The sequence below is a fragment of the Streptomyces sp. Ag109_O5-1 genome (assembly GCF_003814875.1).
Taxonomy (GTDB): domain Bacteria; phylum Actinomycetota; class Actinomycetes; order Streptomycetales; family Streptomycetaceae; genus Streptomyces; species Streptomyces sasae.
Genome location: NZ_RKQF01000001.1, coordinates 7930307 through 7943340, shown reverse-complemented (window position 1 = coordinate 7943340; position 13034 = coordinate 7930307). Strand labels below are relative to the sequence as shown.

General features: G+C 71.6%; 8 protein-coding genes. 2 read left to right on the top strand and 6 right to left on the bottom strand.

The window, feature by feature from the left end:
- Positions 1–137: 137 nt before the first annotated feature.
- From EDD90_RS36050 to leuS, 6 genes are all read right to left on the bottom strand, one after another.
- Positions 138–992, bottom strand: a complete 855-nt coding sequence (locus EDD90_RS36050) for an arylamine N-acetyltransferase (protein WP_398926552.1) — start codon at positions 990–992, stop codon at positions 138–140.
- A 4-nt stretch (positions 993–996) separates the two neighbouring features.
- Positions 997–3573, bottom strand: coding sequence for a ComEC/Rec2 family competence protein (locus tag EDD90_RS36045; protein WP_123977043.1), 2577 nt, complete (start codon positions 3571–3573; stop codon positions 997–999).
- Positions 3570–4706 (bottom strand): ComEA family DNA-binding protein, encoded by a 1137-nt coding sequence (locus tag EDD90_RS36040; RefSeq protein ID WP_123977042.1) that lies wholly within the window; start codon positions 4704–4706, stop codon positions 3570–3572. Before EDD90_RS36040 ends, EDD90_RS36045 begins: the two co-directional genes overlap by 4 nt.
- 130 nt (positions 4707–4836) lie before the next feature.
- Positions 4837–5682 (bottom strand): DegV family protein, encoded by an 846-nt coding sequence (locus EDD90_RS36035; RefSeq protein ID WP_123977041.1) that lies wholly within the window; start codon positions 5680–5682, stop codon positions 4837–4839.
- Between the two features lie 72 nt (positions 5683–5754).
- On the bottom strand, positions 5755–6483 hold the full coding sequence (locus EDD90_RS36030; RefSeq protein ID WP_123977040.1) for a hypothetical protein: 729 nt from the start codon (positions 6481–6483) through the stop codon (positions 5755–5757).
- Between the two features lie 151 nt (positions 6484–6634).
- Positions 6635–9514 carry a leucine--tRNA ligase gene (leuS, locus tag EDD90_RS36025; protein ID WP_123977039.1) on the bottom strand — a complete coding sequence of 960 codons (2880 nt, stop codon included), beginning with the start codon at positions 9512–9514 and terminating at the stop codon, positions 6635–6637.
- Between the two features lie 427 nt (positions 9515–9941).
- Between leuS and EDD90_RS36015 the strand changes: the two genes are divergently transcribed.
- Together EDD90_RS36015 and EDD90_RS36010 are read left to right on the top strand one after the other, a co-directional pair.
- On the top strand, positions 9942–11261 hold the full coding sequence (locus EDD90_RS36015) for a ferric reductase-like transmembrane domain-containing protein (protein WP_185149346.1): 1320 nt from the start codon (positions 9942–9944) through the stop codon (positions 11259–11261).
- Positions 11258–12871 (top strand): NADH-quinone oxidoreductase subunit NuoF family protein, encoded by a 1614-nt coding sequence (locus tag EDD90_RS36010; RefSeq protein WP_123977037.1) that lies wholly within the window; start codon positions 11258–11260, stop codon positions 12869–12871. Before EDD90_RS36015 ends, EDD90_RS36010 begins: the two co-directional genes overlap by 4 nt.
- Positions 12872–13034 lie beyond the last annotated feature (163 nt).

Sequence of the window (13034 nt, the reverse complement as noted above, 5' to 3'; positions counted from 1 at the left end):
CGAAGACACATTCGATCACCGATGCGGCTTTCGGGGCAACACGGGCTCACATCACGGGAATCCAGCACATACGCTGGAACTACGCACGAGTAGCACTCTACGCGCCAGTAGTAACACCTCATCCCGTGAAGCCCGAATTACCCGTTCGGGTCGTCGTTCCGCGGATTTCGCACAGTGGGCACACGGTCCAGCCCGATCCCGAACCAGTCCCGGTAGGCCCCCAGCACCTCCTCGTCGCGCTTCAACTCCCTTGCCTCGCGCGCCCCGTCGGCCGCCGTCACCGTCAGCGTCCGGCCGCCGAGCGTGATCCGCCCGCCGTCCTCGGCGATCCGGGAGCAGACCAGCGACTGTGTGAAGTGGGACGACGGCGAGGTGCTGTGCCACCACGCCCCGGCCGTGAAGTCCCCCAGCACCCGCGGCCGGACCTCCAACCGGTACTCCGGCTTCCCGTTGCGCAGCACATCCAGGTCCCGGGCAGCCGCACCGTCCTCTCCCCCCGCCCCCGCCGCGTCCGGCCCGGCCGCCGTGATCCGGAACGTCCCGCCGGGATCGGCCTGCTCACCCCGCTCCCCGAACGCCAGCGGGTGGTGGCTGTGCGCCCCGAAACCGACGTCGGCGAGCCACTCGTCCCCGTCCGCCGTCCGTACCCGCAGCGCGAGATGGTCGTACGGGATCCCGAGCCGCCCCTCGTCCCCGTACACCCGCCCTGCCAGCGGCGTCACCTCGAAACCCAGCGCGGTCAGCAACACCGAGAAGGCACCGTTGAGTTCGTAGCAGAACCCGCCCCGGCCCGCGCCCGCCACCTTGTCCAGCAGTCGCTTCTCCTCCAGCACGATCTCCTCGCCGAGGTGGATCGACAGGTTCTCGAAGGGCACGGTCCGCAGATGCCGCAGATGCAGCTCACGCAGGGCCCCTGCGGTGGGCCGGGCCGGGCGGGCGGCCCCGAGACGGCGGAGATAGGCGTCGATCCGAGCGGAGTTCACCGAGTTCATGCCCTCAGTCTCGCGCCACGCTCAGCTCCCCCGTCTCCCGCCCCGTACGGCCACCGGTCACGGCGAGCGCCCCGTCCCGGTCGGTCCGCAGCACCACCGCCCCCAAACCCTCGAGCTCGGCCACCGTGCCCGGTGCCGGGTGACCGTACGGGTTGTCCGTTCCGCACGAAATGAGTGCGACCCTCGGCGCCACCAGCCGTATCAGCTGCGGATCCTGGTACGCGGACCCGTGATGGGCCACTTTCAGAACGTCCACCCGGCCCAGTTCGGCAGCCGCCGGTGATCTCAGCAGTTCCTGCTGGGCCGGGGGTTCGAGGTCCCCGAGCAGCAGCATCCGCAGTCCGGCCGAGCGGACCAGCAGCGCCACGCTCGCGTCGTTCGGGCCGTCCGGCACCGATGCCGGATCAGCCTGCGGCCACAGCACCTGCCAGTCCAGCGGCCCGGCCCTGCGCCGCTCCCCGGCGACCGCCCGCGTCAGCGGGACGTGGTGCTCGGCCGCCTCCCTGCGTACGAACTCGGCCTGGTCCGCCGGTTCCTCGAACCCGGTCGTCTCGATCTGCGCCACCGTCCGCCCGCGCAGCACCCCGGGCAGCCCCGCGACATGGTCGGCGTGGAAGTGGGTGAGGACGAGGAGCGGAACGCGGGTGATGCCGAGTTCCCGCAGGCAGTGGTCGACCAGCGCCGGATCGGGCCCGGCGTCCACCACCACGCCCGTTCCCGGACCCGCCGCGAGCACGGTCGCGTCGCCCTGCCCGACATCGCACATCGCCAGCCGCCAGCCGGGCGGCGGCCAGCCCGTGATCACCCGGGTCAGCGGCACCGGCCGCACGACCAGCAGCACGAGCAGCACCCCGAGCACCCCGCACCACCACGGATGCCGCAGCAGCAGCCGCCCCAGCAGTACGACGAGCACGGTGACCCCGGCGAGCAGCAGCGCCCCCGCCCAGCTCCCGGGCCAGTCCACTCCCGCACCCGGCAGCCCGGCCCCGGTCCGGGCGATCCCCGCGATCCATCCGGCCGGCCAACTCGCGCACCATGCCAGCGCCTTGGCCACCGGCATCGCCACCGGAGCCACCGCGAGCGCCGCGAACCCCAGCACCGTGGCCGGCGCGACCGCGATCTCGGCCAGCAGATTGCAGGGCACCGCCACCAGACTCACCCGCGCCGACAGCACCGCGATCACCGGTGCGCACACCGCCTGCGCGGCCGCGGCGGCTCCCAGCCCCTCGGCCAGCCGTTCCGGCACCCCGTGCCGCCGCAGTGCCTCGCTCCATCCGGGCGCCAGTACCAGCAGTGCCCCGGTGGCCAGTACGGAGAGCAGGAAGCCGTAACTGCGGGCCAGCCACGGGTCGTACAGCACCAGCAGCAGAATCGCCGTCGCCAGCGCCGGGATCAGGGATCTGCGGCGGCCGGTGGCCAGGGCGAGCAGGGCGACGGCTCCACAGGCCGCGGCCCGCAGCACACTGGGGTCCGGACGGCACACGACGACGAATCCGAGTGTGAGTGCCGACGCGAGCAACGCGGTCGCCCGCAGGGACAGTCCGAGGCGCGGGGCGAGGCCGCGCCGCTCGACCTGCTGGGCCAGCCCCGGCGGTCCGATGAACAGGGCGAGCAGGATGGTGAGGTTGCTGCCGGACACCGCGAGGGTGTGTGCGAGGTCGGTCTCCTCGAAGGCCTCGTCCAGCTCGGGGGTGATCCGCGAGGTGTCCCCGACGACCAGTCCGGGCAGCAGGGCCCGCGCGTCCTCGGGCAGCCCGTCGGTCGCCTCCCGCAGTCCGGCCCGCAGCCGCCCGGCCAGCCGCTGCGGCCCGCTCGGTTCCCCCACCAGCATCGGGGCGGGCGAATCCCGCACCCGCAGCATCGCCGCGACCTGGTCCCCGCCGGCCGTCGCCGGCGCCAGCCGCCCGCTGACCCGCAGCCGCGTGGAGGGCAGCAGGCCGAGCCACTCCGTCCGACCGCCGCCGACGGGCGCCCGCACGCCCGAGTCGATGGCCATCAGCACCGGCGCACGTGTCGTCACCGCGGTCCCGTCGCTCGTCTCCACCCGCCGTACCTCGCCGCGTACCAGGACCGCGACCGGAGTGGCGTGATTCCCCTGCACCCGCGGCCTGCTGACCCAGGGGTCGCTCGTGAGCTCCACCTCTGCGGTCACGGTCGTGTACCCGCGGGCCAGCCCGGGCACCGGCCCCCTGCGCACGTCCGCCCCGTGCAGCCCGGCGGAGACGGCCGCCCCGGCGACGCACAGGAGCAGGGCTCCGACGGAGGCGCTCCGCCAAGTCGCCGGGAGAGGCGTGGTGTCGACGGTCTCTGTCCCCGGTCGAGGACCCGTCCGGCTCCGCCACAGCAGGATCACCCCGGCGACCAGGCAGGCGACGGCGATCCCGGCCGTCCACCCCGGTGCCGCGTCCAGCGTCAGTGCCGCCGTCGCCCAGGCGGCCGACGCGGGCGGCACCAGCCGCAGGTCGGCCGCTCCGTCCTGCCGTGGGTGCGCGGTCCCGAGCCTCCCGTCCGAGCCGGTGGGGACGGCCCGGCGGCGCACGGTCACGGGCCCTGGCGGGGCACCGTCGGTCACGGCACTCATGGCCGTACCAGATCCCGGAGGTCGGAGAAGCGGCGGTCGCCGATGCCTTTGACCTGGCGGAGTTCGTCGACGGAGCGGAAACCGACGTGCTGAGTGCGGTAGTCGACGATGTGCTGGGCCAGGACCGGGCCGACTCCGGGCAGCGCGTCGAGCTGCTCCACGGTCGCGGTGTTCAGGGAGAGCGGAGCGGCCGGGCCCGCTCCCGTCGCGGTACCCGCGGCCTGGCCCGGTGCGGCCGGCGGGGCGGGGCCGCCCCCGACGACGATCTGTTCGCCGTCCACCAGGAAGCGGGCGCGGTTGAGTCCGTCGGTGTCCGTCCCCGGCCGTACCCCGCCCGCCGCCCGTAGCGCGTCGGTCACCCGGGACCCGGCCGGCAGGCTGTGAACCCCCGGCTCACGCACCTTCCCGGTGACGTCCACGACGATCTCGCCGACAGCCGCGCCAGTCCCACCGGGCGCCGTGGCGGTACCGGCGCCCCCAGCCGGCGCCTTCTCCTCGCTCTTCCCGCTTTTCTCGCTCTTGTCGCTTTTCTCGTACGGTGCTTCCGCGCGCACCACCTCCGGCGCGTTCACCGACTCGGTCCGGCCTGTCCAGAAGTGCTGGACGGCAAGGGCCGCGGCCACGACGAGGACCGCCCCGAGGGCGACCGCGCCCCGGCGTTCCAGCCCGCAGCGGGTCTGCAGCCACACCGGCATCCGCTCCCGCACAGCGAGCCCGAGCCGGGCCCGCATCGCGGGAAGCGCCGGCTCGCGCCGGGTCGTGGTCTCGCCGGCCAGGGCGCGGGCCGAGGACATGACGGCCGCCGCTGTGGACAGTGCGGCCACGGCGGTGCGCACCCCGGATGCGGCGGCGCGCATCCCGGCCGTGGCAGTGGCCGCGGTCAGTCCGGTCGCCGGACCGGTGCCGGTCACCGTTCCTCCGCGCGGCGGTCCTTGTCCGGGCTCCGGCCCGGTGACTCCCTGTTGGCCGAAGAGGAGTTCCGCCCGGCGGCGCAGTTCGTCGGCCGGGGCCGGGCGGTGGCGGGCGCGGACCGGGACCGGGGACCGGCGGTGCCGGGTGCGGCCGTCGGAGGCGGGACCCCGGCCGGGTCCGCTGGTCGCATGTGTCGTGTGTGAGCGTGATCGAAGTGCCATGCGACGAGGATGGGGCTTCCCGCCGAATCGTGATGATCTTGCCCGATTTCCGTGGATCACGGCCGGGTTGTGGACAACTTCGCCACCCTCACGAGTGAACGCGGTACGGCTGCCGCCCCGGATCCGCAGGTCACCGCGGGGAGACGACCGCCCCGAGCAGCCCGGGTCCGGTGTGGGCGCCGATGACCGCGCCGACCTCGCTCACATGCAGGTCGGCCAGCCCGGGCACCCGCGCCCGCAGCCGGTCGGCGAGGGCCGAGGCACGGTCGGGGGCTGCGAGGTGGTGAACGGCGATGTCCACCTCGGCGCTGCCCGCACGATCGGCCGCGAGCTCCTCGAGACGGGCGATGGCCCGGGACGCCGTCCGCACCTTCTCCAGCAGTTCGATGCGTCCGCCGTCCAGCTGGAGCAGGGGTTTGACGGCGAGCGCGGAACCCAGCAGGGCCTGGGCGGCGCCGATACGGCCGCCACGGCGCAGATAGTCGAGGGTGTCGACGTAGAAGTACGCCGAGGTGCCCGCGGCGCGCTTCTCCGCCGCCGTGACGGCCTCGTCGACGGTGCCGCCCGCCTCGGCGGACTCGGCCGCGGCGAGTGCACAGAAGCCGAGCGCCATCGCGACCATCCCGGTGTCCACCACCCGAACCGGGACGGGTGCTTCGCGGGCCGCGACGACCGCCGCGTCGTAGGTGCCGGACAGTTCGGCGGACAGGTGCAGCGAGACGATGCCGGTGGCCCCGGACTCGGCGACCCTGCGGTAGGTTTCGGCGAACTCCTCGGGGCTGGGCCGGGAGGTGGTGACGGGGCGCCGCTTCTGCAAGGCCTGTGCCAGGGAACGCGTCGAGATCTCGGTGCCCTCTTCGAGGGCCCGGTCGCCCAGGACGACGGTCAGGGGTACCGCGGTGATGCCGTGGCGCTCCATCGTCCGCGGCGGCAGGTAGGCCGTTGAATCGGTGACGATCGCGACATGGCGGGACATGAGCTGGAGGTTACCTGGCGTAGCCCAGGGGCGGCAGCCCGCCCCCGCTTCCCCTGACCGGTACCGGCCGGATCAAGTGGTGCTCTCCGGGCGGGGCTTCTTCTGCCAGGGGTAGACCTGGCGTCGGCCGGGCGGGGTGATCGCGGGCTTCACAGGCTCCTCGGCGGCGGCCGAATTCGGTGCCTCCGGCCAGCTCTGGCGGTCGCCCGGGCCGTCCGCGGCCTCGGGCCACGGCGGGGTGTCGGGCGCGGGGGCCGGACGGGTCCAGTGCCGCAGGGCGTCCGCCTCGACGCCGATCTGTGTGCTCAAGGTGTCCAGATCGTCGTCGGCGAACCGGCGGGCCCGGTCACGGGCCGCCCAGCGCAACGCGTCCGCGGACTCGGTGATGCGCTCGGTGCGACGGCGCAGCTCGGGCAGCCGCCCGGCGAGCGTGACGCGGTCCGGCTCGGACTCCAGACGCCGCAGTTCGCCGTCGAGTTCGTGTCCGTGCGCGCTGAGCCGCTGGAAGAGGCCGAGGGACTCCTTCAGTGACTCGTCCTCGGCGACGCCCGCGTGCAACGCGTCCTGGGTGGCCCGCATCGAGGTGCGCAGGGTGAGCCTCATCTGGGCGATCTCGGCCGCCGGGCCGATCTGGACCATGGACCTGGCGCGCAGCGTGTGATCCTCGACCGTGCGCCGGGCCTGGGTGATCGTACGGTCCACACCACGCTTGGCGGCGCCGACCGCCTTGAACGTGACGTACGCCCCGCCGGCGACGAAGAGCAGGAAGAGCAGGGCGAATACGACGATCACTGCTTCCACGGTGCTCCTCCTCCGCTCCCGACCACCCGACCGCTCTCGCACACGGCGTGGGTGGCCGCGCCCCTCAACGGTAAACGCAAAGGGCAGGCCCAGGGTTCCGGAAGAACCCCGAACCTGCCCGTAGGGGACCACCCGGAGGCGGCCTGCGGCGTTACGCCGTGACGATGTTCACCAGCTTCGGCGCGCGCACGATCACCTTGCGGATGTCGGCGCCGCCCAGCGCCGCGACGACCTTCTCGTCGGCCAGCGCCGCCTTCTCCAGTTCCTCCTCGGAGATCGCCGGAGGCACCTCCAGGCGTGCCTTGACCTTGCCCTTGATCTGGACGACGCAGGTAACGGTCTCGTCGACGACGTACTGCGGGTCGGCGACCGGGAAGTCCCGGTGCACGACCGAGTCGGTGCGGCCCAGCTTGCGCCACAGCTCCTCGGCGATGTGCGGGGCCAGCGGCGCGATCATCAGCACCAGCGGCTCGGCGACCGTACGCGGCACGGCGACACCGGCCTTGGTCAGGTGGTTGTTCAGCTCGGTGACCTTGGCGATGGCGGTGTTGAAGCGCAGGCCCTCCAGGTCCTGGCGGACGCCTTCGATCGCCTTGTGCAGGGCACGCAGCGTCTCCTCGTCGGGTTCGGCGTCGGTGACGGTGATCTCACCGGTCGCCTCGTCGACGATGTTGCGCCACAGCCGCTGCAGCAGCCGGAACTGGCCGACCACCGCGCGCGTGTCCCACGGCCGGGAGACGTCCAGCGGACCCATCGCCATCTCGTACAGACGCAGCGTGTCGGCACCGTACTCGGCGCAGATCTCGTCCGGAGTCACCGCGTTCTTCAGGGACTTGCCCATCTTGCCCAGCAGACGGGTGACCTGCTCGCCCTCGTAGAAGTAGGCGCCGTCCTGCTCCTCGACATCGGCGGCGGGGACCGGGAAACCGCGGGAGTCGCGGTAGACGTAGGCCTGGATCATTCCCTGGTTGAACAGCTTGTGGAACGGCTCGGCGGAGGAGACGTACCCCAGGTCGTACAGGACCTTCGACCAGAAACGGGCGTACAGCAGGTGCAGCACGGCGTGCTCGGCACCGCCGACGTACAGGTCGACACCGCCGTGCGGCATGCCCTGGCGCGGGCCCATCCAGTACTGCTCGATCTCCGGGTCGACCAGCTGCTCGCTGTTGTGCGGGTCCAGGTAGCGCAGCTCGTACCAGCAGGAACCTGCCCAGTTGGGCATGGTGTTGGTCTCGCGGCGGTACTTCTTCGGCCCGTCGCCCAGGTCCAGGGTGACGTTGACCCATTCCTCGTTGCGCGACAGCGGCGTCTCGGGCTGGGTGTCGGCGTCCTCGGGGTCGAAGGTGCGCGGCGAGTAGTCCTCGACCTCCGGCAGCTCCAGCGGCAGCATCGACTCGGGCAGCGCGTGGGCGACGCCGTCCTCGTCGTAGACGATCGGGAAGGGCTCGCCCCAGTACCGCTGGCGGCTGAACAGCCAGTCGCGCAGCCGGAAGTTGACGGTGCCCTCGCCGATGCCCTTGCGGGCCAGCCACTCGGTGATGCGGGCCTTGGCCTCGACGACCGGCAGACCGTCCAGCTTGATGTCGTCGTTGGACGAGTTGATGATCTTCGCGTCGTACGACCCGAAGGCGTCCTCCCACGTCGCGGTGTCGGTGCCGCGGCCGTCGGTCGGCTCGACGATGCAGACGATCGGCAGCTCGAAGGCGCGCGCGAACTCGAAGTCGCGCTGGTCGCCGGCCGGGACGGCCATGATCGCGCCGGTGCCGTAGCCCATCAGCACGTAGTCGGCGATGAAGACCGGGATCTTTTCGCCGTTGACCGGGTTGGTCGCGTACGCGCCGGTGAAGACGCCGGTCTTGTCCTTGGCCTCGGCCTGCCGCTCCACGTCGGACTTGGCACCGGCCTGTGCGCGGTACGCGGCGACGGCCTCGGCCGGGCCGGCGTGGCCGCCGGTCCACACGTCGTGGGTGCCCTCGGGCCAGGCGGCCGGGACGAACTTGTCGACCAGCGGGTGCTCGGGGGCCAGCACCATGTAGGTCGCGCCGAACAGCGTGTCCGGGCGCGTGGTGAAGACCGTGATGTTCTCGCCGTCGATGGGGAAGTCGACGCGGGCGCCCTCGCTGCGGCCGATCCAGTTGCGCTGCTGCAGCTTGATGGCCTCGGGCCAGTCCAGCGCCTCCAGGTCGTCCAGCAGCCGGTCGGCGTAGGCGGTGATGCGCATGTTCCACTGGCGCAGCTTGGCCTTGAAGACCGGGAAGTTGCCGCGCTCGGAACGGCCGTCGGCGGTGACTTCCTCGTTGGCCAGCACGGTGCCCAGGCCGGGGCACCAGTTGACCGGTGCGTCGGAGGCGTAGGCCAGCCGGAACTCGCCCAGGACGTCACTGCGCTCGGCGGCGGTCAGCTCGTTCCACGCGCGCGTGTGGCCCGGTACGGAGCGCTCGCCGGACTCGAACTGGGCGATCAGCTCGGTGATCGGGCGGGCCTTGTCGGCCTCGTCGTCGTACCAGGAGTTGAAGATCTGCAGGAAGATCCACTGGGTCCACTTGTAGTAGTCCGGGTCGATCGTGGCGAACGACCGGCGCTTGTCGTGGCCCAGGCCCAGCCGGCGCAGCTGGGCCTTCATGTTCTCGATGTTGGCCTCGGTGGACACGCGCGGATGCGTGCCGGTCTGCACGGCGTACTGCTCGGCGGGCAGGCCGAAGGCGTCGAAGCCCAGGGTGTGCAGGACGTTGTGGCCGTTCATCCGCTGGAAGCGGGCGAAGACGTCGGTGGCGATGTAGCCCAGGGGGTGTCCGACGTGCAGGCCCGCACCGGACGGGTACGGGAACATGTCCATGATGAACTTCTTGGGCCTGGCGACCAGCTCGGGGTCGCCCGCCAGGTCGCCCTCGGGGTTCGGCGCCGCGTACGTGCCGTCGACGTCCCAGAAGTCCTGCCAGCGTGCCTCGATGTCGGCCGCCAGAGCGGCCGTGTAGCGGTGCGGCGCGGCCTCCGCCGACGTGGCGGCGGCAGCGGGGTTCGTCTCGCTCATGATCCTCAAAGCTCCATCGGTCGTCTCTGCCTGCGGCTGCGAACTTTCTAGAAACGAAAAATCCCCTCGCACAGGAGGGGACGCCGCGCCGATGCCGACCAGCCGTTTCGTCCGGCGGTCGGGACTGATCAGCGCGGCCCGCTAAGCAGAAGGCGTACGGCACGCATGGCGTCAGGGTACCGCAGCGCTTGAGCAAGCTGCGACGCGCTTACGTATCAACGGTTGACACGTGCGTCTAAGGCGACCATCGGGACGAGAGTTGAACCAGGTTCAAATTTTTCTTCGCGTACCGTCCACTAAGGGACATCACAAGGGCCACACCGCTCTTTGATAACAACGCAATAACTCAAACCTCGTACTGATCGGTATGGCGCCACTTAGGCTGCGGCACCGGGACCGCTTTCCCGAACTGCTCGGAGTTGCCCCCATGAACCCTCGTCGTAGTAACAGCTCGCTCCCCAAGCCAGGCCGCTCGGCCTATGGGGTGGCATCCGCTGTCGTTCTGCTGCTCATACCCGTCATCGTCCTGCTCGGAGGTAACTGGCTGCAGCAGTTCCTGAACTTCGGTGCGGGCGTGCTGGCGCTCGTCTGCCTCACCTGCTCGTGCATCTGGGGCCTGGTCGCCCAGGACCGGATTCTCCTCAACATCCGCCAGCGGATCGTGGCGCAGGCCATCCACCGGGTCACCGCGGTCGCCTCGATCGCGTTCCTGTTCGTGCACATCGGCGTCAAGATCGCGCTGGACCACGCCGACTGGATCGCGGCCCTGATCCCCTTCGGCTGGCTCGTCACAGGCAGCGGGGGCGCGAATCCTGGCAGCGCCACCCTCATCGGCATGGGCTCCCTGGCCGCCTACCTCATGATCTTCGTGGGCATCACCGGAGCGCTGCGCAACCAGTTCGCCACCCCCGCACCGGTCGCGGCCCGCTGGCGCGCGATGCACATGATGGCCTACCCGGCCCTGTGCTTCGCGGTGATCCACGGCCTGTTCGCAGGACGCCCGGCGAAGCCGTTCTTCATGATCTCGTACGAGCTGTGCCTGGCCGGGATCATCGCGGCCCTCGCGCTGCGTGCCGCGCCGCGCCCGTTCAAGCGCAAGTTCGCCGACCGGCTGGTCACGCTCCTGGGCGACTCGGAGCGGTCGAGCCTGAACGAGCTGGACGCCAGCCGCGCCCGGGTCGGCGAGTCCGGCCTGCAGGGCTACGAAGGCGGGCGGGAGCGCGAGCGCGAGCCGAGGCCGTCGCGGGCCGACACGGCGACCTCGCAGTCGAACCCGCTGTTCCCGTCCGCCGCACCCACCCCCGAGCCGACCTCCGGCTTCGCGGCCGCCTACCGCGCCACGACCACGCCCGGCCAGCCCCAGTCGCCGTTCGCGGCCGGCCAGACCGCCCGGATGGAGCGGATGGACATGCAGGGCACCCAGGCCATGCCGCGCATGGACGGCCCCGCCAGTACCTCCGGCAGCTGGCCGATCCCGTCCCCGCCGCCGGTCGGTGAGGCGCCCCCCTCGGCGTACGACCCGCTCCAGGACACCGGATACAACATCCCGGTCTACGGCAATTCGGGCGCGGGTGGAGCGGGAGGACGTGATGTGTACGACACCGGTGAGACGAACGCCCGCTACGGGACGTACAACTCGAATGACACGTACAACAGCGGTCCCGCCAACGAACCAGCGCCCGGCGCGTCCTTCGACGCACCGGGTTCGGGCGAACCTTGGAACACGCCTTCCGGAGGCTATAGGTGAACGAGGCCCTGCCCGACGTCCCAGAAGTCCGCGTGGTCGGCCTTCCGCAGCTCACGTCGGGCTTCGACCTTGTCGAAAGACTCGATCTGCCCATGCACCTCAAGGTGCACGGGCCGCTTGAACCCCTGGGCGGGGAGCAGCTCGCGCAGCTCTCCGAACGCATCAACCTGAAGGGCCGCGGCGGCGCGGGCTTCCCCTTCCACAAAAAGCTGCGCTCGGTCGCCGAAGCCGCGATCAAGCGCGGCATACGGCCGGTGGTCGTCGTCAACGGCAGCGAGGACGAGCCGGCCTGCCGCAAGGACACGGTGCTGATCAACCGTGCTCCGCACCTGATCCTGGACGGCGCCCTGCTGTGCGCCGAGGCACTGGGTGCCCGCACGCTCGTGGTGGGGGTCACCCGGGAGTCCACACAGCGCTCCATGGAGCAGGCGCTCGCCGAACGGGGTCTGAGCACCGGCCGCCGTTCGGCTCTGAAGGCGTTCGTGCAGCGCAACCCGGTCCGCATGGTCACCGGCGCCGCCGCGTCGCTGATCCGCTCGATCGACGGCGGCCCGGCGATCCCGCCAGGCCGCAAGACCAGCGCCTCGCAGAACGGCGTCGGCGGAGCGCCCACGCTGCTGTCGAACGCCGAGACGTTCGCGCAGCTGGCGATCGCCGCCCGTATCGGGCCGGAGCGCTACGGCAACACCGGTCTGTACGACGAGCCGGGCACCGTGATGCTGACGGTCTCCGGTGCGGTCGCCCGCCCCATGGTGATCGAGGTCCCCACGGGTGTGCCGCTGCGCTACGTCCTGCAGCTGGCCGGCGCCCCGCCGGTCCCGCAGGGCGTGCTGACCGGCGGCTACCACGGCAGGTGGATCGACGCGGCCACGGTCAACGAGGCGATCGTCTCCCGCAACTCCCTCGACGCGGTGGGCGGTGCGCTCGGCGCGGGCGCGATCCTGCCGATCACGCAGGACACATGCCCCCTGGGCGAGTCGCTGCGGGTCGCCCAGTGGCTGGCGGAGGAGAGCGCGGGGCAGTGCGGCCCCTGCTACCTCGGTCTGCCGGCGGCCGCGCGCGGCATGGAGGACATCCTGAACGGCGGCGGCCCCGCGGCGCTGGAGGCACTCAAGCAGGTCGCGAAGAACGTGAAACGGCGCGGTGCGTGCTCGCACCCGGACGGCTCCGCGATGTTCCTCGAGTCGACGATCAAGGCGTTCACCGACGACCTGGCGGCACACGTCCTCGGAAACGGCTGCGGACGGCCCGTGGAGGGCGTTCTGCCGCTCTTCGAGGACGGCAAGATGCCTACGGGCATCCCGGGCGGCGGAGAGCCCGAGGACAACGGTGGCGGCAGCCGTCAGAAGATCTACGTCGACTGGACGCTGTGCCGGGGCCACGGTCTGTGCGCGGACATCCTCCCGGAGGTCTTCGAGCTGGGCGCCGACGGCTTCCCGACGGTCGCGCAGGCGAAGGTGCCGCGGTTCGCGGAGGCCAAGGCGATCCGCGCGGTGCGCCGCTGCCCGGCGCTCGCCCTGCGCATCGAGGAGGACACGCGTTCGCAGGCGCCGGCCAAGAACCTGCCGGTTCTCTCGCAGGGCCGCGGCCGCCGCGCCCTGGGCCGCTGACCGCACCGCATCGGCACAACGACGAGCACCATGTGTAAGGCGGGCCACCCGGTCGGGTGGCCCGCCTTACACATGGCACATGTTTCCGGTGTTTCCGCAGAACTGTTTCTGATGTTCCCGAACAACGTCGAAGGCGGACCGTCCATCCGGACGGTCCGCCTTC

Excerpts from the sequence above, each read along its gene's own strand:
- EDD90_RS36050 (WP_398926552.1), bottom strand. The coding sequence starts at position 992 with ATGAACTCGGTGAACTCCGCTCGGATCGACGCCTATCTCCGCCGTCTC.
- EDD90_RS36040 (WP_123977042.1), bottom strand. The coding sequence starts at position 4,706 with ATGGCACTTCGATCACGCTCACACACGACACATGCGACCAGCGGACCC.
- leuS (WP_123977039.1), bottom strand. The coding sequence starts at position 9,514 with ATGAGCGAGACGAACCCCGCTGCCGCCGCCACGTCGGCGGAGGCCGCG.
- EDD90_RS36035 (WP_123977041.1), bottom strand. The coding sequence starts at position 5,682 with ATGTCCCGCCATGTCGCGATCGTCACCGATTCAACGGCCTACCTGCCG.
- EDD90_RS36045 (WP_123977043.1), bottom strand. The coding sequence starts at position 3,573 with ATGAGTGCCGTGACCGACGGTGCCCCGCCAGGGCCCGTGACCGTGCGC.
- EDD90_RS36015 (WP_185149346.1), top strand. The coding sequence starts at position 9,942 with ATGAACCCTCGTCGTAGTAACAGCTCGCTCCCCAAGCCAGGCCGCTCG.